20 protein-coding genes are annotated in these 24,291 nt (G+C 33.6%); 11 read left to right on the top strand and 9 right to left on the bottom strand.

Translation table 11 applies throughout. From position 1 onward, the window contains the following. Positions 1 to 182: 182 nt before the first annotated feature. Positions 183 to 1,466, bottom strand: coding sequence for a PQQ-dependent sugar dehydrogenase (locus tag OZP10_RS06280; RefSeq protein ID WP_281633944.1), 1,284 nt, complete (start codon positions 1,464 to 1,466; stop codon positions 183 to 185). A 186-nt stretch (positions 1,467 to 1,652) separates the two neighbouring features. Between OZP10_RS06280 and hpt the strand changes: the two genes are divergently transcribed. From hpt to OZP10_RS06235, 9 genes are all read left to right on the top strand, one after another. Beyond that, positions 1,653 to 2,183 carry a hypoxanthine phosphoribosyltransferase gene (gene hpt, locus OZP10_RS06275; RefSeq protein ID WP_111379706.1) on the top strand — a complete coding sequence of 177 codons (531 nt, stop codon included), beginning with the start codon at positions 1,653 to 1,655 and terminating at the stop codon, positions 2,181 to 2,183. Between the two features lie 65 nt (positions 2,184 to 2,248). Next, positions 2,249 to 2,821 carry an adenylate kinase gene (locus OZP10_RS06270; protein WP_057114947.1) on the top strand — a complete coding sequence of 191 codons (573 nt, stop codon included), beginning with the start codon at positions 2,249 to 2,251 and terminating at the stop codon, positions 2,819 to 2,821. A 255-nt stretch (positions 2,822 to 3,076) separates the two neighbouring features. Continuing rightward, on the top strand, positions 3,077 to 4,300 hold the full coding sequence (locus OZP10_RS06265) for a hemolysin family protein (RefSeq protein WP_281633943.1): 1,224 nt from the start codon (positions 3,077 to 3,079) through the stop codon (positions 4,298 to 4,300). A 103-nt stretch (positions 4,301 to 4,403) separates the two neighbouring features. Further along, positions 4,404 to 5,405, top strand: a complete 1,002-nt coding sequence (gene obgE / locus OZP10_RS06260; RefSeq protein ID WP_281633942.1) for a GTPase ObgE — start codon at positions 4,404 to 4,406, stop codon at positions 5,403 to 5,405. A gap of 174 nt (positions 5,406 to 5,579) precedes the next feature. Continuing rightward, a complete protein-coding gene (locus tag OZP10_RS06255; protein ID WP_281633941.1) occupies positions 5,580 to 7,724 on the top strand; it encodes a S46 family peptidase in 2,145 nt (714 codons plus the stop codon). A gap of 201 nt (positions 7,725 to 7,925) precedes the next feature. After that, positions 7,926 to 9,281, top strand: coding sequence for a UDP-N-acetylmuramate--L-alanine ligase (locus OZP10_RS06250; protein ID WP_177212010.1), 1,356 nt, complete (start codon positions 7,926 to 7,928; stop codon positions 9,279 to 9,281). Between the two features lie 137 nt (positions 9,282 to 9,418). Further along, positions 9,419 to 10,108: a RadC family protein gene (gene radC / locus OZP10_RS06245; RefSeq protein ID WP_281633940.1), complete on the top strand. Its 690-nt coding sequence runs from the start codon at positions 9,419 to 9,421 to the stop codon at positions 10,106 to 10,108. Positions 10,109 to 10,111: 3 nt separating this feature from the next. Next, positions 10,112 to 10,798, top strand: a complete 687-nt coding sequence (locus OZP10_RS06240) for a YjjG family noncanonical pyrimidine nucleotidase (RefSeq protein ID WP_281633939.1) — start codon at positions 10,112 to 10,114, stop codon at positions 10,796 to 10,798. Then, positions 10,798 to 11,562, top strand: a complete 765-nt coding sequence (locus tag OZP10_RS06235) for a hypothetical protein (protein ID WP_349293756.1) — start codon at positions 10,798 to 10,800, stop codon at positions 11,560 to 11,562. Before OZP10_RS06240 ends, OZP10_RS06235 begins: the two co-directional genes overlap by 1 nt. Before the next feature lie 14 nt (positions 11,563 to 11,576). On the opposite strand, the gene OZP10_RS06230 is transcribed toward OZP10_RS06235, so the two are convergent. Next, the gene (locus tag OZP10_RS06230; protein ID WP_281633938.1) at positions 11,577 to 12,854 is read right to left on the bottom strand and encodes a replication-associated recombination protein A; all 1,278 of its coding nucleotides are present in this window, start codon (positions 12,852 to 12,854) and stop codon (positions 11,577 to 11,579) included. Between the two features lie 174 nt (positions 12,855 to 13,028). On the opposite strand from OZP10_RS06230, the gene OZP10_RS06225 reads away from it, so the two are divergent. Then, entirely contained in the window at positions 13,029 to 13,796 is a 768-nt protein-coding gene (locus OZP10_RS06225; RefSeq protein ID WP_281633937.1) for a rhomboid family intramembrane serine protease, read from the top strand. A gap of 57 nt (positions 13,797 to 13,853) precedes the next feature. Next, positions 13,854 to 14,360 carry a hypothetical protein gene (locus tag OZP10_RS06220; RefSeq protein ID WP_281633936.1) on the top strand — a complete coding sequence of 169 codons (507 nt, stop codon included), beginning with the start codon at positions 13,854 to 13,856 and terminating at the stop codon, positions 14,358 to 14,360. 2 nt (positions 14,361 to 14,362) lie between these two features. Here OZP10_RS06220 and OZP10_RS06215 read toward each other — a convergent pair whose 3' ends face one another. From OZP10_RS06215 to OZP10_RS06185, 7 genes are all read right to left on the bottom strand, one after another. Further along, positions 14,363 to 15,166: a DUF2490 domain-containing protein gene (locus tag OZP10_RS06215; protein WP_281633935.1), complete on the bottom strand. Its 804-nt coding sequence runs from the start codon at positions 15,164 to 15,166 to the stop codon at positions 14,363 to 14,365. Between the two features lie 50 nt (positions 15,167 to 15,216). Beyond that, the gene (gene rlmB / locus OZP10_RS06210; RefSeq protein WP_281633934.1) at positions 15,217 to 15,951 is read right to left on the bottom strand and encodes a 23S rRNA (guanosine(2251)-2'-O)-methyltransferase RlmB; all 735 of its coding nucleotides are present in this window, start codon (positions 15,949 to 15,951) and stop codon (positions 15,217 to 15,219) included. Positions 15,952 to 16,038: 87 nt separating this feature from the next. Further along, positions 16,039 to 16,536 (bottom strand): lipid-binding protein, encoded by a 498-nt coding sequence (locus tag OZP10_RS06205; RefSeq protein ID WP_281633933.1) that lies wholly within the window; start codon positions 16,534 to 16,536, stop codon positions 16,039 to 16,041. Between the two features lie 15 nt (positions 16,537 to 16,551). Next, entirely contained in the window at positions 16,552 to 17,190 is a 639-nt protein-coding gene (locus OZP10_RS06200; RefSeq protein WP_281633932.1) for a DUF5011 domain-containing protein, read from the bottom strand. Positions 17,191 to 17,203: 13 nt separating this feature from the next. Further along, positions 17,204 to 18,667: a SusD/RagB family nutrient-binding outer membrane lipoprotein gene (locus OZP10_RS06195; RefSeq protein WP_281633931.1), complete on the bottom strand. Its 1,464-nt coding sequence runs from the start codon at positions 18,665 to 18,667 to the stop codon at positions 17,204 to 17,206. 18 nt (positions 18,668 to 18,685) lie between these two features. Next, the gene (locus tag OZP10_RS06190) at positions 18,686 to 21,886 is read right to left on the bottom strand and encodes a SusC/RagA family TonB-linked outer membrane protein (RefSeq protein ID WP_281633930.1); all 3,201 of its coding nucleotides are present in this window, start codon (positions 21,884 to 21,886) and stop codon (positions 18,686 to 18,688) included. Positions 21,887 to 22,461: 575 nt separating this feature from the next. Continuing rightward, complete coding sequence (locus tag OZP10_RS06185) at positions 22,462 to 24,180, bottom strand: BamA/TamA family outer membrane protein (protein ID WP_281633929.1); 1,719 nt, start codon at positions 24,178 to 24,180, stop codon at positions 22,462 to 22,464. Positions 24,181 to 24,291 lie beyond the last annotated feature (111 nt).

Here is a 24,291-nt window from a genome sequence, read left to right as displayed (position 1 = left end):
TTTAACACATAGAAACATAGCATTGATTGAGGCAAAAAAGGCGTTTTACTTGTCAAAAGCACATAGTAACTATGTGCGAAAACTAATTTTCTTAATAACATCTTTTTAAACAAAAATCTATGTCTCTATGTGTTTAAAATTTTCTTTTTATAATTTGTTCCGATAATTTACGGAATTGGACTTTATTTCTTTGCTGTAACCTTCCAAATGGTATTTCCGCTGTCATCATTTACCAAAAGCGATCCGTCATTCATAACCGTTACAGCAACTGGACGTCCGTAGACTTCGGCTTTATCTTCATCAGAAATAAAACCAGTTAAAAAATCTTCTGGTTTTCCTGAAGGTTTTCCATCTTTAAAAGGAACAAATAACACTTTATAACCCGAAATTTTAGATCGATTCCAAGAACCATGCTGACCTACGAAAGCGCCATTTCTGTATTTTGCAGGAAAAGCATCTTTCGTGTAAAATGCCAATCCTAAAGAAGCAGTATGAGCGCCAACAGGAACATCGGGAACAATAGCTTTTTTTATCAAATCTTTTCGTTCACCTTTCCCTTTCCATCTTGGATCAGGAATACTTCCAAAATAGGAGTAAGGCCATCCGTAGAAACCGCCTCTTTTTACACTCGTAATATAATCTGGAACTAAATCATCTCCAAGTTCATCTCTTTCATTTACCGCTGTCCAAAGTTCTTTTTTGTTGGCTGGATTCCAATCCATTCCCATTGGATTTCTAAGTCCGTCAGCGTAGATTTTTTCGCCGGTTCCATCAGGGTTAATTTCTAAAATTGCTGCACGGCGAACTTCTTTATCCATTCCATTTTCTCCAACATTGCTTCCAGAACCAACACCAATATAAATTTTTGTTCCTTCGGGATTAGCAAGCAAACTTCTTGTCCAGTGATTGTTGTATCCGCCAGCAGGAAGTTCAACAATTTTAGTTCCTTGAGTTTCTAATTTTAATGGTGCATTTTTATAAGGATAACGGTAAAGTCCGTCAGTATTGGCAATATAAAAAAAGTCTTTTAGGATTAACATTCCTAAAGGCCTGTTTAAACCAGAAATAAAAACTTCGCGAGTTTCATACTTTCCGTCTTTATCATTGTCACGCAAAACTATAATTTGGTTTTTGCTTGTTCTGGTGCCACTTTCAACCACAAAAATATCATTGTTTGGACCTATATAACTCCAACGCGGATTCTGAAAACCGTCAGCAAATTTAGTTACTGTAAAACCTTCAGGCGCTTTTGGCGTTTTGCCTTCTGGCCAGCCAATTACTTTGCTATTTTTGGTTTTAGATTCGGTTGCGTAGGGTGGAGGAAGCGTAATATCTCCGATGGCAGTTTTTACAACATTTGCAGGCTGTTTGGCAAGGGCTTCTTTTTCTTCTTTTTTAACTTGTCCGTTACAGGCAGTCATTAAGGCTAATAGTGGTATAGAAAATAGGGTTAAGGATTTTTTCATTGGTTTTTTGGAGTTAAATAATTATATCACAACAATTTACTTAAAATTCCTCTAGTGTCAAAAAATGATTTGTAAACATTAACTGATATTTAACATTCACAAAAAATATCTCGATACAGTTTATTTTGATAGAAGCAGTTAAGTTGTAATTCTGTATCTTTGTCCATTATTTTAAAAAGAAAAATAATGATACAACTTCACGATAAACAATTTGTTCCGTTTATTTCGGCTAAAGAAATTGATTTTGCTTTAACTAAAATAGTTGCTCAGGTAGAAGATGATTTTGGAGATGATACACCAATTTTTATTGGAGTTTTGAATGGTGCTTTTATGGTGGTGTCAGATTTTCTGAAAAAATATAAAAAACCATGCGAGGTTTCGTTTATCAAAATGGCATCGTATGAAGGAACTGAAACAACCAATGCCGTTAAGGAACTAATTGGAATTAACCAAGATTTGTCTGGAAGAACGGTAATTATCATCGAAGATATTATTGATACCGGAAACACAATCGAAGAATTAAAGCACTTGTTTAAAGCGCAGAATGTAAAACATTTTAAAATTGCGACATTGTTTTTTAAACCAGAAGCTTATAAAAAAGATATAAAAATAGATTATATCGGAATTAGAATTCCGAACAAATTTATTGTTGGTTACGGGTTAGACTATGATGGTTTAGGAAGAAACTTAACCGAAATTTACAAATTAGCAGAATAACAAAACACAACTATATATTCATTTAAAGACTTCTGAAAAAATAAGAAGTAACAACACTCATAATTATGATTAACATCGTTTTATTTGGAAAGCCTGGTGCAGGAAAAGGAACTCAGGCAGAATTTTTAAAAGAAAAATACAATTTAACACACCTTTCAACAGGAGATATTTTTCGTTTCAATTTAAAAAATGATACTGAACTAGGAAAAAAAGCAAGAGTTTTTATGGACAATGGAGAATTGGTTCCTTGCGAAGTAACAACTGCAATGTTAATTGATGAGGTAAAAAAACACCCAGATACAGCAGGATTTTTATTCGACGGTTATCCAAGAACAATCAATCAGGCTGAAGCTTTAGATAAATTTTTGCCAACAATTGGATCAAGCGTAACAGCAACAATCGCTTTAGAAGCTGATGATGAGATTTTGGTTGCACGTTTACTTGAAAGAGGAAAAACAAGCGGAAGAGCTGACGATCAGGACGAAGAAAAAATTCGTGTAAGATATCAGGAATACAATGAGAAAACAGCTCCGCTTATTGGATATTATAAAGAACAAAATAAATTTCATGCCGTAGACGGTATCGGAACTATTGAACAAATTACAGAGCGCTTAACGTCAGTTATAGATAATTTGTAGAAGCTTTTTAAGCTGTACGTTACAACCTGATAATTATCGGGATGCAAAAAAAACTATTTTTCTAACTCTAAAACGGGCTTTTCAAATGTTTTTGACAATCAAAGTTTTTGGGTTAGAAAAATTAGTTTTTTAATTAACAGCCATTAATATTTAAGATTACAAATTACATTTAACGAGACCATTTTATAACGAATCCCCTATCAATTGGAAATACTAATAATATTTTTTCTAATTCTATTAAACGGAGTTTTCTCCATGTCTGAAATCGCCTTGATTTCGGCCCGTAAAAACAGGCTCGAAACAGCAGCGAAAAAAGGCAACAAAAGTGCTAAAACAGCGCTCGATTTAGCCAATTCCCCAAATAAGTTTTTATCGACAGTACAAATCGGAATTACCTTAATCGGAATTTTGACTGGTATTTATTCTGGTGACAAAATCACAGCAGATGTTGAGCTTTTTGTTGCAGGAATTGCAGTTTTTAAACCTTACGCACATTCAATTGCTGTTGGGATTGTAGTTGTAGTTTTGACTTTTTTCTCATTGGTTTTGGGAGAATTACTTCCAAAACGAATTGGATTAAATTATCCAGAAGCTATTGCTAAAATGGTTGCAATGCCAATGAAAGTGATTTCGATTATTACGGCACCATTTATTTGGTTGTTAACTTCTTCAACAGATTTTTTACTGAATGTTCTTCAGATAAAACCAACTGCCGACGGAAAAGTGACGGAAGAAGAAATTAAAGCTATTATCAAAGAAGGAACCGAAGTAGGAGAGGTTCAGGAAATTGAGCAAGATATTGTGGAGCGTGTTTTTCATATCGGAGATAGAAAAGTAAATTCTTTAATGACGCACCGCAAGTCGGTAGATATGTTGCCATTAAAAGCAGATAAAGAAAAAATCAAAGAATTAGTAGTTCAGGATTTGCATGCGGTTTATCCTGTTTACAATGATAATTACGATGATATTGTTGGAGTCGTAACACTTAAAAATATTTTTGCTAACATCGAAAGCGATAATTTTGATTTAGCGGCAATCATGTCTGACGCACCCTATTTAATGGAGCAAACAACGGCATATAAAGCTTTAGAGAATTTCAAAAAAACGGGTGTCCACTATGCTTTAGTTTCAGATGAATATGGAGTTTTTCAGGGAATGATTACTCTTAATGATATTTTGGAAGCTTTAGTTGGTGATGCTGCAGAATTTTATAAAGATGAATTTCAGCTAATAGAGAGAGAAGATGGTTCTTGGTTGGTTGACGGACATTATTCGTTACACGATTTCTTAACTTATTTCGAGTTAGATGAATTAACAAACGATTACGAAGTAAACACTGTAAGCGGAATGATTATGACTGAACTTTCTCATATTCCAAAAGAAGGAGAAAAATTAGTTTGGCAGAAATTCGTCCTAGAAGTTATCGACATGGACGGCGTTAAGATTGATAAAGTTTTGGTAAAAGCTTTAAAAGAGTAGAGAGAAAATTTGTTTCAAGTTTCAGGTTTCAAGTTTCAGGTTATTGCATTACGCAACTTGGAACATGAAATATGAAACATGAAACTTTACATAAACAAAGAAAATGACAGAAGGAAATTTTGTAGATTACGTTAAGATATATGTTTCTTCCGGAAAAGGAGGGAAAGGTTCTACGCATTTACATAGAGAGAAATTTATTGAAAAAGGAGGCCCCGATGGTGGAGATGGAGGCCGTGGAGGTCATGTTTATTTAGTTGGAAATAAAGGGCTTTGGACATTATTTCATTTAAAGTTTGCGCGTCACATTAAAGCTGGACACGGTGGAGATGGTGGAGGCGATCGCAGTACTGGTGCAGATGGAGAAGATAAAATTATTGAAGTGCCATTAGGAACTGTTGTAAAAGACAAGGAAACTGGAGAAACACTTTTTGAAATTACAGAGCACGGAGAAAAACAAATTCTGGCAAGAGGAGGAAAGGGAGGTTTAGGAAACTGGCATTTTAGAAGTTCGACAAATCAAACGCCTCGTTACGCACAGCCAGGTTTGCTTGGTGTAGAAATGGATGTTATTTTAGAACTTAAAGTTTTGGCTGATGTTGGTTTGGTTGGTTTTCCAAATGCTGGAAAATCTACTTTATTGTCTGTATTAACTTCGGCAAAACCAAAAATCGCAGATTACCCATTTACAACTTTAAAACCAAATTTAGGAATTGTCGCTTACAGAGATTTTCAATCTTTTGTAATTGCCGATATCCCTGGAATTATTGAAGGTGCTGCAGAAGGAAAAGGTTTAGGGCATTATTTCTTGCGTCACATTGAACGTAATTCGACTTTGTTGTTTTTAATACCAGTTGATACAGCGGACATAAAAGGAGAGTACGATATTTTGGTTAACGAATTGACGAAATACAATCCTGAAATGCTGGACAAAGAACGTCTTGTCGTGATTTCAAAATGCGATATGCTTGATGATGAATTGAAAGCCGAGCTGAAAGCAGAATTAGATGTTTCTTTCAAAGGTGTTCCATACATGTTTATATCTTCTGTTGCACAGCAAGGTTTGACAGATTTGAAAGACAGGCTTTGGAAAATGCTTAACGAATAGTAAAGCTTACTTAGATATTAAAAAGGTGTTCTATTTTAAGAACACCTTTTTTGTTTTATAATGTTAAATTCGTAATAAACTGCTAAAAATCTAATGCCATTTTTAATTTTAAGATTGCTTAGGTTGAGATAATTGCTAAAATGACTTATATTCGCATCACTTAAACAAAATAACATGAAAAAAGTAATTTTATTCTTGACCATGTGCCTTATGGCTTTCCCAATGAGAGCTGATGAAGGAATGTGGTTTTTGATGTTTATCGAAAGATTGAACCATAGAGATATGGAAAAAATGGGCTTGCAATTGACAGCCGAAGAAATTTACAGTATCAATCATCATAGCTTAAAAGATGCAATTGTACAGTTCAATGGAGGTTGTACTGCAGAAATTGTTTCAAACAGCGGATTGGTTCTTACAAATCACCACTGTGGATATAGCGCGATTGCAGAACTTTCGACTGCAGAACAAAATCATTTGAAAAATGGTTTTTGGGCAAAAAGTCGTTCTGAAGAATTAAAGCCTAAATCTTTATTTGTTCGTTTCTTCGTTCGCATGGATGATGTTTCTAAAAGAATCTTATCTAAAGTAAACGATCAAATGACAGAAACTGAAAGAAACAAAATCATTCAGCAAGAAATCGCTTTGATCGAAAAAGAAAACAGCGAAAATGGAAAATACACTGTTTCTGTTCGTCCTTTCTTTCAAGGAAATGAATATTACTATTTTGTTTACCAAGATTACACAGACGTACGTTTAGTTGGAACTCCTCCTGAAAGTGTTGGTAAATTTGGTGGAGATACAGATAACTGGGAATGGCCTCGTCAAACTGGAGATTTCTCTATGTTTAGAGTTTATGCAGATAAAGATGGAAATCCGGCAGCATATTCTAAAGACAATGTGCCATTACAGCCAAAACACCATTTACCTGTAAGTTTAAAAGGAGTAAAAGAAAATGATTTTGCAATGATCTTAGGTTATCCAGGAAGAACAAACCGTTGGATGCCAGCTGGAGGAATTGAGCAAAACATTAAATACGCTTACCCTGCATGGGTTGAAGGTGCAAAAACAGGAATGGATGTAATGAAAAAGTATATGGATAAAGATGCGACTGTTCGTTTACAGTACGCTTCTAAATATGCTTCGACTGCAAATTACTGGAAAAACCGTCAAGGTATGATCGATGCTTTAACAAAAGCAGGAACGGTTGATGCCAAAACAGAACAAGAAGATAAATTCTACGAGTGGGCTACTAAACCGGCAAACAAAGAGAAATACGAAAACGTAATTCCGACTATCAACGATTATTACAGAGAAACAAACTTAAAAGCACGTCATGATAATTATTTGACGCAACTTTTACGTACTTCTAGTTATGCAACTGGACCTGCTAATTTAGGAAATGCATTAATTGCTTACTATAAAGAAAATGATGCTAAGAAAGCAGAAATGCTTCCTAAAATCAACGCAATGGTTGAGAATATTTATGGTGAGTTTTACGCTCCATTAGAAAAAGATATTTTAACAGCTCAGTTGAATTTATATGCTTCTAAAGCTGCTGAATATGGACTTGCTCCAGAAATTGCAAAAATGAAAACAGCTAACAATGGTGATTTTACTGCTGATGTAGCAAAAGCAACTGAAGTTAGTTATTTTACAACTAAAGAAAAAGTATTAGCATTCTTAGCTGATCCGAAACCATTAGCAATTGTACACGATCCTTTGTATATTATTTCTAACGATTTATTGACAAAATATCGTGCTAAAACAGACGACCAAGCAAAAGCTGATGATGGTTTTGCTGCCGCTTACCGTAAATTGGTTGAAGGTTTAAGAGAATCTAAATTGAATGCAATTAAATATCCAGATGCAAACTCTACTTTGAGATTGACTTACGGAAAAGTTCGCGCTTTACCTGCAGATCCTCGTAATGATGCTAAAATCAATAACTATACGACAATGGAAAGTATGGTTAAAAAATACAAAGCAGGAGATCAGGAATTTGATTTGCCAGCTCGTTTATTAGAATTGAACAAGAAAAAAGATTTCGGACAATATGCTGATAAAGCAGGTTACATGCCAGTAAACTTCTTAACTGATAACGATATTACTGGAGGAAACTCAGGTTCGCCAGTTCTTAACGGAAAAGGAGAATTAATTGGAATTGCTTTTGACGGTAATATCGAAGCAATGGCTGGAGACGTTATTTTTGATTCTAAATTACAAAGAACTATCAACGTTGATATTCGTTATGTCCTTTGGATTATCGACAAATACGCTGGAGCTAAAAATATTATCGACGAATTGACGATTGCTAAATAATCTTTAGTTCTTTATATAAAAATAAACCCGACAAGTTTTTGAAACCTGTCGGTTTTTTTAATTTTCTGCATTAATTTATCTCCAAAAGCAAAGGAGGCATTCTAAAATATTTCCTTATTTTTGAAGAATAATTACAGCGTTTTATTAGTTATTTGCTATTTCGATTAACCGATGAAACAGTTTAACGATTAAACATTTTAAATGAAAACACATTTCATCGCAATTGGCGGAAGCGCTATGCACAATCTGGCATTAGCATTACATAATAAAGGATATCAAGTTACAGGAAGTGACGATGCTATTTTTGAACCTTCAAAATCAAGATTAGAGAAAAAAGGAATTCTTCCTGCAGAAATGGGTTGGTTTCCAGAAAAAATCACTTCAGATATTGATGCGATTATTTTAGGAATGCATGCCAAAGCAGATAATCCGGAGTTGCTAAAAGCGCAAGAATTAGGTCTAAAAATCTACTCTTATCCTGAATTTTTATACGAGCAATCTAAAAATAAAACGCGTGTTGTAATTGGTGGTTCTCACGGGAAAACAACAATTACTTCGATGATTCTTCATGTAATGCATTATCATAATATTGCTGTTGATTATATGGTTGGTGCGCAATTAGAAGGTTTCGATACTATGGTTCATTTAACTGAAGAAAATGATTTTATGGTTTTGGAAGGCGATGAATATTTATCTTCACCAATTGACAGACGTCCTAAATTTCATTTATACCAGCCAAATATTGCTTTGATTTCTGGAATTGCTTGGGATCATATTAATGTTTTTCCAACGTATGAAAACTATGTCGAGCAGTTTGAGATTTTCATTGAAAAAATTACAAATGGCGGAATTTTAGTTTATAACGAAAATGATCCAGAGGTAAAACGTGTTTCTGAAGCGGCAACTAATCCGATTAGAAAAATAGCTTATTCAACACCAGAATATTCGGTTAGTGATGGAGTAACTTTATTAAAAACTCCTGAAGGCGATATGCCGATTGAAGTTTTTGGAGCACATAACTTAAATAATCTTGCAGGTGCGAAATGGATCTGCCAAAATATGGGTGTTGATGAAGAAGATTTCTACGAGGCAATTGCTAGCTTTAAAGGAGCATCTAAACGTTTAGAAAAAATCGCTGAAGGAAAAGGAAAAGTCGCTTATAAAGATTTCGCACATTCACCAAGTAAAGTAGCTGCAACAACAAAAGCTGTAAAAGAGCAATATCCGAACAGAACTTTGGTTGCTTGTTTAGAGTTGCATACTTATAGTAGTCTAAATGCTGAGTTTTTAAAAGAGTACGAAGGTGCCTTAGAATATGCTGATGTTGCAGTTGTTTTCTATTCGCCAGATGCGGTAAAAATTAAGCAATTGGAAGAAGTGACTTATGAGCAAATAGCGACTGCGTTCAATAGAAAAGATTTAATCATTTATACCAATCCAGCTGAATTTAAAGAATATTTATTCAATTTGAATTTAGATAATTCTGCACTTTTATTAATGAGTTCAGGAAACTACGGAGGTTTAAATTTTGATGAGGTAAAAGGTTTGATTAATTAGAAAATTAGTCAATGAGATAATTTGCCGACTGTTTATGCAGCCGGCTTTTTTTTTGAATTATTGTAAACAATCAATATATTATTTTGAAGGATTTTTCTTCTTTTTTTTGAATATCTTCGCATCTTAAAATTATAAGTATGGAAGGTGGGCATTTTGCTATAAAAAATTGGTCAGATGATGACAAACCTCGTGAAAAATTAATCCTCAAAGGAAAAGATACTTTAAGTGACGCCGAATTATTAGCTATTCTAATTGGCTCGGGAAGCCGTAACGAATCTGCGGTTGCGTTAAGCCAACGTATTCTAGCTAATGTTGGAGGACTAAACTCACTGGCAAAATTATCTATTGCTCAATTAATGAAATTTAAAGGAATAGGAGAGGCAAAAGCTGTTTCTATAGTTGCTGCACTTGAATTGTGTGCGCGCAGAAAATCAGAGCAAGCTAATGAAATGCTAAAAATCACTTCAAGTAAAAAGGTTTTTGATTTAATGCAGCCTGTAATAGGAGATTTATCTCATGAAGAATTTTGGGTGCTTTTTCTTAATAATTCTAATAGTGTAATTTCTAAGTGTCAATTGAGTAAAGGAGGAATTGGTGGTACAACTGTCGATGTTAGATTGATTTTTAAATTGGCGTTTGAGAAATATGCTACGGCCTTGATTTTGTGCCATAACCATCCTTCTGGAAGTCTGATTCCTAGTGATGCCGATAAACAAATTACTAGAAAGATTCGTGAAGCAGGAAATAAGTTAGATGTTAAAGTTTTGGACCATGTTATTATAACTGAATTAAAATATTATAGTTTTGTAGATGAAGGAATTTTTTAATACATGAACACCAATATTACCGACATTTTTTTTGATTTAGATCATACGCTTTGGGATTTTGATAAAAACTCAGAAATGGCTTTCGATCGTATTTTTAAAAGTAAACACCAAGAAATCGTTACTCAAGATTTTATTAAAGAATATATTCCGATTAATCAAGAATGCTGGAGATTGTATCAGAATGATAAAATTACACATCAGGAATTACGCTTTAATCGTTTGAAGTTTTCTTTCGATGCTTTGAATTATGTTATTTCCGAAGAAAATATTTTGGAAATAGCTAATGATTATATCGAGTTCTTGACAGATAACAATTATCTTTTTGACGGGGCAATTGAAGTTTTGGAGTATTTAAAGCCAAAATATAAGCTTCATATCATCACCAACGGATTTGCTCAAGTACAGGAAAAGAAAATTAATAATGCTTCGCTTGGAGGGTATTTTAGTACGATTACAAATTCGGAATTAGCAGGTGTAAAAAAGCCAAATAGTATTATATTTGATTATGCATTAAATTTGGCAAAAACTTCAAAAGAAAACAGTATTATGATTGGCGACGATTTTGAAGCAGATGTAAACGGAGCTTTGAATGCTGGTCTAGATGCTATTTTCTTTAATGAGAAAAAAAAGGCCGTTTCTGGAAATTATAAACAAATTAACCATTTATTAGAACTAAAAAAATATTTATAATGATGAGAATTAAATTTTTACTTGCTGCAATTTTATGTTCAGTTGTTGGATTTGCGCAGACTATTAATGATTACAAAGCTGTAATTATTCCTTTGAAATATGAGTTTATGAAGACTGATAATCAATATCGTTTGGCAACTTTGAGTAAACAAAATTTGACTAAAGCGGGTTTTGAAGCTTTTTATTCAAACGAGCAGCTTCCTGACGGTTATACAGATCGTTGTCAGGTTTTGTATATTGATGTTATAAAAGATAGTGCTTTCTTGGTAACTAAGCTTATAGTAAACTTCAAAGATTGTTTTGGTCAGGTTGTTTATACTTCAGAAGTAGGAAGAAGTAAAGAGAAGGATTATGAAGTAGCTTACAAAGAAGCATTAGATAATGCTTTTAAGTCAGTCATTGCTTTACATTATAAATATAGTGGTAATCCAGTTGTAACTTCAAAAACACCAGCTCCTGCGAGAACTGCTGTAGCAGCAACTGCAGTTACAACTGTGGCAGCAACTCAAGTAGCTACTGCATCTTCGCCAGATTTGAAAGATCCAAATTTATTGTACGCTCAGCCAACAGAATCAGGTTATCAGTTGATCGATAAAACTCCAAAAGTGGTAATGAAGCTTTTCAAAACTTCACAACCAAATGTTTACATTGCGAGCAAAGATAATGTTCAGGGCTCTTTAATCTTAAAAGAAGACGGACAATGGTATTTTGAATCTTATCAGAATGATAAATTAGTTTCAGAAAAAATTGTAGTTAAATTTTAAATATAAAATAGGGTTTAATAACCGTATTTATCTTTCCAACGGTTCTTTAAAAATTCGCGGGTACTGTTCTCTCTAGAATTGTTTCCAGGATTGTAAAGAACCGTTTTTTTTATGGCATCTGGCAAAAACTCTTGTTCAGCAAAATTATTTGCATAATCATGCGAGTATTTGTATTCATCTCCATATCCTAGTTCTTTCATTAATTTGGTAGGAGCATTTCGCAAATGGAGCGGAACAGGCAAATCGCCAGTTTGTTTTACTAATTGCTGTGCAGTTCCGATTGCCATATAAGACGCATTGCTTTTTGGTGAAGTCGCTAGATAGATTGCGCATTGGCTTAATATGATGCGACTTTCCGGATATCCGATAGTGGTAACGGCTTGAAAAGTATTATTGGCCATTATAAGTGCAGTTGGATTGGCATTGCCAATGTCTTCGCTTGCAAGAATCAGCATTCTTCTAGCAATGAATTTTACATCTTCACCGCCTTCAATCATTCTTGCCAACCAATAAACAGCTCCGTTGGGATCGCTGCCACGAATAGATTTGATAAATGCAGAAACAATATCGTAATGTTGTTCGCCAGTTTTGTCATACAGAACAGTGTTTTGCTGTACAAGTTCTAAAACGCGATCGTTGGTAATTGTAATTTCGTCACCTGCAGAAGCGTTAATAACAAGTTCAAATACATTTAGAAGTTTTCTACCGTCACCGCCTGAAATACGTATTAAAGCTTCTGTTTCTTTTAAATTTATTTTTTTTGTTAGTAAATAGGCGTCGGTTTTCATTGCGCGCTCTAAAAGTGCTTCTAAATCGGCTTTTGTAAATGCATTTAGTACATAGACCTGGCAACGTGACAATAATGCAGGAATCACTTCAAAACTTGGGTTTTCGGTTGTAGCGCCAACCAATGTTATCCAACCTTTTTCGACAGCAGCCAAAAGTGAATCTTGCTGCGACTTACTAAATCGATGAATCTCATCAATAAACAGAATTGGATTTTTAGCAGTAAAAAGTCCACCGCTTTGTTTGGCTTTATCAATAACATCACGAATGTCTTTTACACCAGAATTTATTGCACTTAGAATGTAAAAAGGTCTTTTTGATTCTTGAGCAATAATTTGGGCTAATGTTGTTTTTCCTGTGCCAGGAGGTCCCCAGAAAATCAATGAAGGAATTATTCCTTTTGAGATTTGCTGTGTTAAAGAACCAGTTGGCCCAACCAAATGCTCTTGGCTTATATAATCTTCTAATTTCTGCGGACGAATACGCTCTGCTAAAGGTGCTTCCATAATTACAAAATTAATATTTTAAGATTTAAATATCGTTCATTCAAAAGTTAAAACAGTTTGAAGAGATAAGGATTGTTATGATTTGAGACATTTTCTTAACTTGGTATGACAAAATATCAGTAAAATATTTTTGGATAGTTTTTTGAGTTCTTCTAAAAGTTATTTTGTAAAGATATGAGCGATACTAACTTTAAGTTTTCAAATTCGGTTATTGGACTCCCATTATTTTTTGTCCTTTTTTTATGGGTTGTGTATTGGCTTCAAATCCGATTTGATTTTGATTTTTATCGGTACGGAATTTATCCAAGAGACTTAATTGGTCTACGAGGTGTATTGTTTAGTCCATTTATTCATGAAAATTTAGATCATTTATATAATAATAGTATTCCACTTTTAATACTATTGGCTGCTATGCAGTTCTTTTATCCGAAACAGACTTTGGGTGTCATTGGATATGGAATTTTATTTTCTGGATTAATTACCTGGATTGTCGGACGAGAGAATTTTCATATTGGAGCAAGCGGGTTGATTTATGTTTTGGTGAGCTTTATTTTTTTTAAAGGAATTCAAACTAAATATTATAGATTGGTTGCTCTTTCCTTGACAGTTATTTTACTTTATGGCGGAATGATATGGTATGTTTTTCCAGATGTTGATCAGTCTATTTCTTGGGAAGGGCATTTGGCGGGCCTTATTACTGGATTTGTTTTAAGTTTATTCTATAAAGCTCCGGAATATGCAAAGCCAATTGTTTACGATTGGCAACGTCCCGATTTTGATCCCGACAGCGATCCTTTTATGAAGCATTTTGATGCGAATGGAAATTTTGTTGTTTTTGCGAATGAGGAAGAAGAAGACGATTTAGGATATTTTTTGTCTAGTCATCCAGTAAATTATATTGTGACCAAAAAAGAAGCTCCTGAAGAAGATGTCACTCAATAATTTTCTTTAAGATAAAAAGATTAAATTTGTTAGGTAACATTTTAATTATTGGGCATTATGAGAAAAATCAGTTTTTTAGTTTTGTTCTTGTGTTTTGTATTTAATGCAAAAAGTATTGCTCAATGTGAAATAAAAAATAGGGTACAGGCGGACGGCAGTATGATATACTTTTTTGAGCCTACCGTATTTTATACTACGAAATCAAAATCGTTAAAAATTAATATCGTCACTGACAAAGAGCATTATTTTGTTGCATTACAGCCTACGCCATTTCCCGAAAAGAAAGTTGGGAAAAAGATAAAGGAAGATTTAGTAATGCATCTTGCCGATAACAAAACCTACGCTTTAGCACATTACGATACACAATATCGACGCAACGATTCTATAATGCAAGTTCTTTATTTGATTGATGATAAAGATCTTGATGCATTTTCTAATTACGAAGCTGTTAGTGCAGAAATCAATATGCAGGGTACTGAATTTGTTAGAAGCTATAATTTTAAACTTCATAAAAATGCTATTGTCGAACAGCTTAAATGTTTTTTGAAGAAAGAGGAAAACTAACTTTAATCTTCGTCTTTTACTGGAGGATTTTTTTTAGCATCAATTTTCTTTTTAAGATTTCGAAAAAGATTATTGAAACTTATTGTAAGCGATGCCGCATTAGTTGTTTGATTTCCGTTGTTTCGTGGAAGATATTCGTTGCAATAAGTTAATTCTACTTGAAAGTCATCTGAAAACAAATAGCCTGCTCCAATATTGAAACGATTTCGGTCAAAGAAACTTTCTCCTGTAACATTGGCTCCAGACTTAAAATAAACTTCGTCTGATGCAATCGCATATACAACTCCGCTTCTTAAGAATTTACTGTTAATAGGCTGTATATACTTAACTTGTTGACGATATCTAAAAACATTTTCGTAATCATCATCTTTATTTTTCATATGACGGAATTCAGTACGCATTCTTGTACTTAAAGTATATCCAGTTTTATGAAAATAGTAAATTCCTTGAAGAGCAAATCGTGTCTCGGGAGACTCAAATTGACCTATTTCAGGAACATCTCTATTGTTGAAATATGCTATAAAAGCAGAAAATTTCCATCTTGGAGAAAAATAATAATGTCCCCAGCCTCTAATGGATCTTTGTATGGTATTTTCGAATATGTTTGGTGATGAGTCGGTACTACTGAAAGCAGCCGCAAAGTCTATTTCAGTAGCCCATTTTTTACTTAAAGTTTGGTTAAACTGAATTTCATTCCAAAACTGATTATATGTAGTATTTTGTCCGTAGCTGTTTGTAATTAGTAAAATTACAAACAGACATCGGAGGACTATGATTTTTAAATTTGAATTAGATTTTGAAAGCATTAATTAAAGGTATTTAATTATTCATTCTAATCTTAATCTCAATGTGTTTTTTAGGTTCTTTGTCGAACAGCTTCATATAGAAAAGCACCACAGGCAACAGACACGTTTAATGACCCGATTGATCCAAACATTGGAAGTTTTGCCTTTTCGTCAACTATTTTTAAAACAGAAGGATTTATTCCGCGATCTTCAGATCCCATAATAATGGCTAATGGCTCTGAAAGTGATACATCGTATATGTTTTGATCTGTTTTTTCGGTCGCAGCAACCGTTTTTATTCCAGAACCTTGTAGATAAAAGATAGCATCTTTGATGTGTTCAACTTTGCAAATAGGCACATTAAAAACTGCTCCAGCAGAAGTTTTAACTGTATCGCCATTTACTGGGGCAGAGCCTGCTTTTTGTACAATGATTCCGTTTACACCAGTACATTCTGCAGTTCTAATAATAGCGCCAAAATTTCTAGCGTCTGATATCTGATCCAAGATAAGAAAAAGTGGGCTTTTGCCTGACTCCATCGTAGATTCAACTAGATGTTCTAAATCTATAAAGCCAATAGGAGAGATGGTAGCTACAGCACCTTGATGATTATTTGGAGTAAGACGGTTTAGTTTTTCTACAGGCACATAAGAAAAGTTAACGTTTGCACGTTTCATTACCTTCATTAGATCTTTCATAAGCTCACTAGAAATTTCTTTCTGTATGAAAACTTTGTCTACTTCTTTTCCTGCCTGAATTGCTTCTATGATGGCTCTAATGCCAAATATTTGATGTTCTTTTTCCATGAGACAAATATAGGTAATATGTTTATATAAAAAAACCACCCCAAATTAATGGAGTGGTTTAATATTTAGACTACTTGAATAAAAATTCTAGTATTCGTCTTCGTAGAAACCAGTTCTTTTGTGACCTTCATAAAGAATATCATATCCAGCTGGGTCATAATCAAAATGAGCTCTGAATGAGATTTTGTCTACTTTATGTCCACCTTTTGATGTTGCAGCTCCCTTTTCAATTTTTCCATTTGTAATAGTAACTTTAGATCCATCTAATAGGTTGTCTGCAGAAGTAGCTGTGAAAGTACCTGCCTTAACATCAACAGTTACTTTACATTTAATCCAATATCCGTGTTTTACATCATCAATCCACATTGTATTGTCATTAGCTGCAGTATTATAAGTTTCATGTATTGCGTTAGCTACAACCAATTTTCCATCACTATCTGTAAGTGTTATGAACCAGTCACCTGACATAGATTCTACAGATGTTCCTCCTGGATCTGTATCTCCAACTTCATCACAAGCTACAAATGACGTAAGTACAAGCATTGCTACAAGTACACGTGTTATATTTAGTTTTAATTTTTTCATTGTAATGTGTTTTTATTATCGTTTAAATATTCTGTCTGCTGTTCCAAATACTGCTGAAGCATAGATAACCCATTTCCAGTTGTTTTTGTCAGTAATAGTTCCTATGTTGCTTTCTGCAGATATTCCCGATTCAGAAGCACTTGGATTGTAAGGAGCATAAACCTGTTTGTCATCTATATTGTAGAATTCCATAGTTAAATTATCTGTAGCAACATTGTAACCTGTTGCATTATCGCAGATATATTTTCTTCCCGCGTATCCGTCTAGTTTAGTTACCACGTTAGGGTTACTATTTCTAAAGAAAGTACCAGTCAAATCAATTGTAGTTGGTTTGTTACTCAAAACTACTATTGTACGAGTTAAGGAAGCAGGGAAACCATCACTATTTGTAGCAGAGTATTTAATTTTGTAAACAGTTGGTTTACTAGTATCTACTGCACCATCGATTTTCACTTCAAGAGCTTTTCCGTCAGCTTCAGCTTCTACTCCAGCTTCTGTGTATGTATCTCCTTGAGTAAGAACAACAAGAGCGTCTCCATGCATAGTCAGGTTAGCATAAGCTGTTACTCTTGAAACATTGTCAGTAGAATCTGTTTCGCATGAAGTAAACAATAGTCCTGAGACTATCATTAGGGATATATATATTTTTTTCATTGTTTATTTTTTTTTAGTTAACATCCCACCAAACTGGCGCAGTTATTTTTGCTAAAGCCGGAGCATTTGGATTACGTGTTTTTACAGTATTTGGTAAAACAAGTCTTCTAGGGAAAACATCACTTGTAACATTCTCAACAGATATTGCAAATTGTCCTGGGATGTAATCTTCATCTGTCTGAGGAACAGCTGATTCTTTTGGGAAACCAGTTCTGTTTTGTTCGAAGAAAGATTCGTAACCGTTTCCAGGGAAACTAGCAATCCATTTTTGAGTGATAATTGCTTCAATTTGAGCAGTAGTTCCTGTAGCTGGGAATTCATATTTTCCTCCCGCAGCTAAGAAAGCAGCAGGGCTTCCAACTGGACCAGTAATTGGAGCAACAGAAGTAGTGTTGTCGTATTTCTTGAAGTTTGCAGCAACCCCTAAATCGTATTTTTCTTTAGCTCCCGCACCTCCGTAATATCTAACAAGAGCTTCTGCTTGCAAGAAGTAACTTTCTTCTGCACTCATGAAATATAAAGGAGTTTTTGCATATAACGTTACTAATGAAAGTCCAGTAGCTCCATTTTCGAAATCACCTTGATTATTAGGTACTCCTGCTCCGTAATACTTATTCAAACGAGGATCTCCATTTGTTTGTAAATAAAGATATAAAGTTTTACTAGCTCTAAGATTTAATGTTGTATTTAACTGTCTTCTGTCAGTTTCATACAATGGATTACTTCTGTCAGCAGCATCTTCAAATTGAGTCATTGCAGCATCAACATCTAAGAATTGTGCACCAGAATCAATTAAAGTTTTAATACCTGATTGAGCCAATGTAGGATCTACTTGTGTTAATCTAAGATGTAATTTTAATAGTAAAGAGTTACCAAATTTTGTCCAATTAGACATTGTACCATTAAAGATAAAATCATCTTTTCCTGGCGCAGCTCCAACAGAAGAGCTTAGATCTTTAGATAAAGCTAATTTTAAATCAGCAATCATTAAAGCGTAAGTTTCTTTACCTGTATTGAATTTAGGTTGCAAGAAAGTTGGATTATTTGCTTCAGTATATGGAATTGCATCATACCAGTCTGTTAAAATTTGCGAAGCTTCAACTTCAAGAACAGTAGCAATTAAGTAATAGTTCCAGTTTCCTTCAGCTTCAGCTTGTTTTTTTACAGTTCTAATATCGTTAAGGGCATCATACATTGCAGTCCATGCAGTTTGGAAATCATTTGTTCCAAGGCTGTACTGGTCAATGTTTTTGTATTGATTTGAAGTAGTGTTTTGTGTCCAGAATTGAGACCAAAACCCTCCAATTAGAGCATAGTATGATCCTTGTGCACCAGCAAGACCAGCAATACCTGCAGGCAAAATAGTGCTATTAGCTTGTCCAGGAGGCAAAGCATCCGGGTCTCTATTAATGTCAAATGTTTCATCACATGACACTAATAAGAAAAGTGCTGTTATTATTGTTGCTATTTTTTTCATTTTCTATGAATTATATTTTTAGAATGATAATTTTAAAACTCCACCTACTGATCTTTGTGATGGGTTAGCTCCAAATTCTCCAAACTCAGAGAGTACTCCAGTTCCGTAAGTTCCTACTTCAGGGTCAACATATGGATTTTCTCCAGGAGTCCACATGAAAAGGTTTCTTCCGTAAATACCAACTGTGATTTTGTTTAATCCCATGTTTTTAGTAAGTGTAGAAGGGAAGTCATAATTTAAAGCAATTTCTCTTAATCTTACAAAAGTTTTGTCAATTACATGTGTTCTTTCAATACCAGGGTTGTTTCCTGTGTTGTAGAAGTTTGTGTAAGTACTAAATGTAAGAGGTGTTGTGTTTTCTGTATATGTAACAGCTCCAGTTGTTGCATCTACGTGCTCATTAACAGAATTAGGAACAATAAATGCATTTCTATCATTAAATGTAGTTTCAATACCATTACCTACGAAATGAGAAAGTCTTTTAGTGTAAGAGTAGAATTCTCCTCCTTGTTTCCAGTCTAATGAGAATGATAAATTAAAGTTTTTGTATTTGAAAGAGTTTTGTAATCCCATAACAAAATCACGTTGCGCGTTTCCAACTTTTTGGATATCATCACTCACTTCATACATTCCAGTAGATGCATTTACAATATATTGACCTGCAGCATTTGTTTTTGGAACTTGTGAATAGAAACTACCAATTGGATCACCTTTAGTTGCTCTCATAGTTACACCATAAGCAGGAAGTAAATCAATATAATTTCCACCTGTGTTTAATTGCGTTACTTCGTTTAAGTTTTTAGTAAATGTGTAAGTTACGTTCCATGTAAAGTCCTGATTTTTAATTGGACTACCTGAAAGAGAAAGCTCAATACCTTTGTTCACAACATCTCCAGCGTTGATAGCTTTGATAGTATAACCTGTTGATGGGTCTAATGGTAGGTCTACAATAAGGTCAGAAGTCGTTTTGTGATACAATGCGATATCATAGCTAATTCTGTTTTTGAAGAAAGATCCTTCAGCTCCAACTTCATATTCTACTGTACTTTCAGGTTTTAGCTCTGGATTACCAAGTCTTCCTGATGCTTCGAAGAAACTTACTCCTCCAATTGGAGATGCAATTATACCAAAGTTCGCGTTAGCAGAACCAGAAATATATGAGTCTTCTGTTGTGTATACCCTTGTATCATTTGCAATTTTTGAAGCAGCTGCTCTTAATTTAAGGAAAGTGTTTCCGTTATCAATTGCAATAGCGCCTAATGATAAAGATGGATAGAAATATGAGTTATTTCCTATTGGTAATGTTGATGTAATATCTTGTCTAGCTGTAGCCGTTGCAAAATATCTGTTTTTAAATGCAAACTCAGCAGATGCGTAAACAGCTCCTGTTTTTCTAAGGCTGTTTGATTGATCAATTACTGGTCTTAAAGCTGAGTTTGAAAGCTCATAAAATCCTGGAAGACCTAAATTTGTTACAGTGTTTTTTAATATATCAGACTCTCTTTTGTTGTAGTTAAAACCTCCTAAAAGATTTAATGTCCAATCTTCACTTAAGTTTGTGTTATAATTAATATTGAAGAAAGTATCAAACTCACTGAATTCTGATCTTGATTCTGTTACACCTCCTACTACTGGATTAGCACCAGCAATTGCCTGAGGAGTACCTGCAGCATAATTTACAATTGCACCGTAGCTCTTAAGTCTTTCTGTTCTAACGTTACCACCAATTTGCCATGAAGCTGTAATTTTGTCAGTTATTTTGTAGCTTAAATTAACGTTTCCAAAAAGGTTGTGTCCGTATACTTTTGTGCTGTTCTCATTAATTGAAAAATATGGATTTGCAGCGTATGGAGTAAAATAGTAATCTGGAGTGTTGAAGATATTGTTTTTGTAATCTTTTAAATCTACAATACTAACGTCTCTAGGAATTTGTAATAAATCCTGTTGCAAAGTTGAACCTTGTCCTGCATCATCACCTTGACCTGTGTTAACTACACTTTGGTCTTTGTAAACATAATTAAGAGAAGTTCTTAATGTGAATTTTTTACCTTTTAATCCACCATTAAATCCTAATGATTGTTTTTTGTATAAATCTGCATCAGTTGGTACAACACCATCACTGTTTACATTTGAAAAAACTAAAGAGAAATCAGAATTGTCTCCACCACCGCTTAGAGTTGCAGATTGTGTAGCTAGTGTACCTGTGTTGTAAAAATCTCTTACGTTATTTTTTAAACCAACATAAGGTTTGATTTGTTGAGTATTGTTGTAAACTGTTCCCCATGGTCTAACCTCTCCATTGAAAGCAGGTCCCCATGAACCATTTTCGTTACTGTAAGAATTAGATCCTGAGAATCCTAGTCCATTCCAACCCTCACCAAATTGATTTTGTAAATGCGGAACTCTTGCTACTTCGCTGAATTCTGTTGAAGCTAATAAATCAACTTTAATTCCAGAGTTAGCTTTACCTTTTTTAGTAGTAATGATGATTACACCACCACCAGCTCTTGAACCATATAATGCTGATGCAGCCGCTCCTTTAAGAACAGTCATGCTCTCGATGTTATTTGGGTCAATGTCACTGATTCCGTTACCAGTATCATACGATCTTGTTGATGTAGCAACTCCGTTATTACTAGTACCAGTTGGGGTATTGTTAATCGGTGTTCCATCAACAACATAAAGTGGACCATTACTGTTTGTGATACTGTTTAAACCACGGATAACAACTTTAGTTGAAGCCCCTGGTTGAGAAGGTGCAGTAATGTCAACCCCTGCGATTTTACCAGAAAGAGTTTCAAATGGGTTAGTATTAACTACTTGTGTAAGTGCGTCCGCTTTTAAAGTTGTTGTTGCGTAACCAAGAGATTTTTTCTCTCTTTTGATACCAAAGGCAGTTACAACAACACCTTCTAGTTCTTGCGCACCAGCGTCTGCTAGTTTTACGTTAACATTTGCAGATGTAGCAGCTACTTCTTGAGTTTTCATTCCGATGTAGCTAAATACCAATACTTGGCTTGAAGAAGCTTTGATCGAGAATTTACCATCAAAGTCTGTTTGCGTTCCCGTTTTAGTTCCTTTAACTAATACACTAACACCTGGTAAAGGTATTCCTGCATTGTCAGAAACTGTTCCCGAAACAGCTCTTTCTTGCGCAAAAGAAAGTTGCGCAACTAGTACTAATAAAAGCACTAAGAATCCATTGAACTTTAGTTTCATTTTTAAATATTTTGAATTAGTCCGACAAAAATCTTAATAATTTGTTAATCTACCTAATTTAAAAAGCTTTTTTTTTAGTTAAATAATAAATTTAGGGTGCGATTTTATCTTTTTATAGATTAAAACCTTCTTAAAATTACAAATCCGCAATTTTTAGTGTTAAATTTGAGGATAATTAAAAATTTTGTCAAACGACGAAATGTTAAATTTATAGATGAAGGGTGATTAATTGTTTTTTTTATAACTTTTATCTTAAAAAAAACAGTCAGTCGAAGTGCTAAATTTTGTTAAAATAGTCGTGAATCTTTAATAGTCAACGTTAATAAGTGTGTAAACTATTTGTTTTGTAGTATTGCTTTTTGAAATTTAGCAAATTTTTTTATCCTATGAAAATATTAGAAATATGTCTTATTTCTAATGTCTTTTTTTGGTTTAGGACTCTGATAAGTGGGTTTAATGTAAAATTACGGTTAACTGATTTCTAAGAAAAAAAACGGTGTAGGTATTTTGTAGCTACTTTTATTTTTTAATAAACTGAAAAAATCCTAACATTTTGTTATTTTTTTTGTGCTAGACTAAAATTTAACATTATAGGAGATAGTAAGGATGCTGTTGTGAAATTTTATTTCTGAGTCATTTGTGCTTCCATTTGCTATTATTACTTTTAATAATCCGCTTTTTGTTAGTAGGCCTAAGCCTATTCCGGCACTGATTAAATTATTGAATTTTGTGCTATTTTTTATTGTAGTTTGATCTTGATAAATTCCGTAATCAAGAATGGTGTGTATGTATAAATTTGGAGAAAGCAGGTGTCTGTATTCGGTAATAAATAAATTTGCAATATTTCCTTGCAAGCTATTTTCCGAAAAACCTCGAATTGAATTTAATCCTCCAAATCTAAAAAGTTCATTTGTTATATAATTGTCGCTTTTTAGATATAGAATTTGAGGGTTGATGAAAACAAAGTTTTTTTTATTTAATTCGAAAGTATAAGACAGATTTAGGTTAGCGTAAAATTGATTAGTTGTTTCTGTGGTTTCGGGAGAGTTGTTTGTGCTTCTTTTTCCATAACCAAATAATAGATTTGCATACGATTTTCTTGGGAATAGATAGTTGGAGTAATTATTTTTTTTATATTCTAGAGTTGCTGTAATGTAGGAGTTTTTGAAATCGCTAAGTGTGGCACTGTTGATGTTTTGGATGTCACTTGATTCTGTTGATTGGTATCCAACATATATTTTAGAATTGTAATTTAAATAATAGCCGAGATCGATTGCTGTTTTTGTGTTTTGAAATGTGCTATCCTGTTTGAAAATATTTAGCTGAGCTTTTATTCCTAGTGCGGTTTTGAAAATATAAGGAATTTCAAGTTTTGTATTAAAGGTTGTTTGTTTGTTGCCGTCACTTTTCCAATATAGAGAAAATTGTTCGCCTGCATGAAGTGTATTTATTAATGAAATATCTAAATATCCATTAAGTCGTATTTTTTTACTGTCATCATTTGAAAAACCTATGTAGCCATCAAAAGTATTGGCTTTCCTTTTTTCTATATAAACATAGATTTTAGTTGAGTCGTTTGTGAATAAAATTTCTGGATATTTTAACTGATTTGCAAATTCATAATTGTTGATGTCTTGATAAAGTTCTTTTGTAATTTCTTGATTAAAGGTTTTGTTTAAATATTTTTTACGAAGTTGTTTTAGATGGCTATCTGGAAAAAAGTTCCTCTCATTTTGATTTCCGTAATTTAGAATAATTGAATTTATACTGCGTTTTTTTTCGGTTTTAAAGCTTAAATCGGCATAAACGATGGTGTCTTTTTTCTGAATATTTTCGAGTTTAATTTTACTCAGTGCAAAACCAGATTTTTCAGCCTCTAATATTTTTTGATTTAAGTAGTTTTCCACTTCGCTGTAAGGAATTATTAGGCTGTCATTTTTTGTTTTTTCAGTTTTGAAAAGAGGATTGTTTGTTCCTATATATATATGTATGTATTTTATTTTTTTATTTAATGATATAATGGCTGTATAGGAGCTGTCGTTTATTTTGTCGGTTTTTAGTATTTTGCTGTTGATGTATCCAATTTTAGAAAGCTTTTCGGTAGTGTTTGTTGTTTCGTTTAGTAGTGACTTTAGATTTGGATGTAGGTGGTTGTAGTTTAATGAATCGATGATTTTACTTTCGGTATTGTTGGTTCCATTTATTTTTAGGTAAAAATTTTGGGCATAACCAGAAATGCTTAAAAATAGAAAAAGAAATATTTGTATTAAGTGTTTCAAGGGCAGCTGTTTCATTTATTAAAAATATTGCAAATATCTATTGTTTGTTTGTAAAATCATAAGGCTAAATAATCTTATTGAAAATTAATGGTTTAACGTTTGTATAGTGAAAAATATTTTATACAT

It is taken from the genome of Flavobacterium luteolum, from assembly GCF_027111275.1.
GTDB classification, from domain to species: domain Bacteria; phylum Bacteroidota; class Bacteroidia; order Flavobacteriales; family Flavobacteriaceae; genus Flavobacterium; species Flavobacterium luteolum.
The sequence above is the reverse complement of the archived record's forward strand: the minus strand, read 5'-3'. Positions and strand labels throughout refer to the sequence as shown.

What these genes read in the sequence shown, in the direction of transcription:
- OZP10_RS06280 (WP_281633944.1), bottom strand. Translation starts at nt 1,466, where the DNA reads ATGAAAAAATCCTTAACCCTATTTTCTATACCACTATTAGCCTTAATG.
- hpt (WP_111379706.1), top strand. Translation starts at nt 1,653, where the DNA reads ATGATACAACTTCACGATAAACAATTTGTTCCGTTTATTTCGGCTAAA.
- OZP10_RS06270 (WP_057114947.1), top strand. Translation starts at nt 2,249, where the DNA reads ATGATTAACATCGTTTTATTTGGAAAGCCTGGTGCAGGAAAAGGAACT.
- OZP10_RS06265 (WP_281633943.1), top strand. Translation starts at nt 3,077, where the DNA reads ATGTCTGAAATCGCCTTGATTTCGGCCCGTAAAAACAGGCTCGAAACA.
- obgE (WP_281633942.1), top strand. Translation starts at nt 4,404, where the DNA reads ATGACAGAAGGAAATTTTGTAGATTACGTTAAGATATATGTTTCTTCC.
- OZP10_RS06255 (WP_281633941.1), top strand. Translation starts at nt 5,580, where the DNA reads ATGAAAAAAGTAATTTTATTCTTGACCATGTGCCTTATGGCTTTCCCA.
- OZP10_RS06250 (WP_177212010.1), top strand. Translation starts at nt 7,926, where the DNA reads ATGAAAACACATTTCATCGCAATTGGCGGAAGCGCTATGCACAATCTG.
- radC (WP_281633940.1), top strand. Translation starts at nt 9,419, where the DNA reads ATGGAAGGTGGGCATTTTGCTATAAAAAATTGGTCAGATGATGACAAA.
- OZP10_RS06240 (WP_281633939.1), top strand. Translation starts at nt 10,112, where the DNA reads ATGAACACCAATATTACCGACATTTTTTTTGATTTAGATCATACGCTT.
- OZP10_RS06235 (WP_349293756.1), top strand. Translation starts at nt 10,798, where the DNA reads ATGATGAGAATTAAATTTTTACTTGCTGCAATTTTATGTTCAGTTGTT.
- OZP10_RS06230 (WP_281633938.1), bottom strand. Translation starts at nt 12,854, where the DNA reads ATGGAAGCACCTTTAGCAGAGCGTATTCGTCCGCAGAAATTAGAAGAT.
- OZP10_RS06225 (WP_281633937.1), top strand. Translation starts at nt 13,029, where the DNA reads ATGAGCGATACTAACTTTAAGTTTTCAAATTCGGTTATTGGACTCCCA.
- OZP10_RS06220 (WP_281633936.1), top strand. Translation starts at nt 13,854, where the DNA reads ATGAGAAAAATCAGTTTTTTAGTTTTGTTCTTGTGTTTTGTATTTAAT.
- OZP10_RS06215 (WP_281633935.1), bottom strand. Translation starts at nt 15,166, where the DNA reads ATGCTTTCAAAATCTAATTCAAATTTAAAAATCATAGTCCTCCGATGT.
- rlmB (WP_281633934.1), bottom strand. Translation starts at nt 15,951, where the DNA reads ATGGAAAAAGAACATCAAATATTTGGCATTAGAGCCATCATAGAAGCA.
- OZP10_RS06205 (WP_281633933.1), bottom strand. Translation starts at nt 16,536, where the DNA reads ATGAAAAAATTAAAACTAAATATAACACGTGTACTTGTAGCAATGCTT.
- OZP10_RS06200 (WP_281633932.1), bottom strand. Translation starts at nt 17,190, where the DNA reads ATGAAAAAAATATATATATCCCTAATGATAGTCTCAGGACTATTGTTT.
- OZP10_RS06195 (WP_281633931.1), bottom strand. Translation starts at nt 18,667, where the DNA reads ATGAAAAAAATAGCAACAATAATAACAGCACTTTTCTTATTAGTGTCA.
- OZP10_RS06190 (WP_281633930.1), bottom strand. Translation starts at nt 21,886, where the DNA reads ATGAAACTAAAGTTCAATGGATTCTTAGTGCTTTTATTAGTACTAGTT.
- OZP10_RS06185 (WP_281633929.1), bottom strand. Translation starts at nt 24,180, where the DNA reads ATGAAACAGCTGCCCTTGAAACACTTAATACAAATATTTCTTTTTCTA.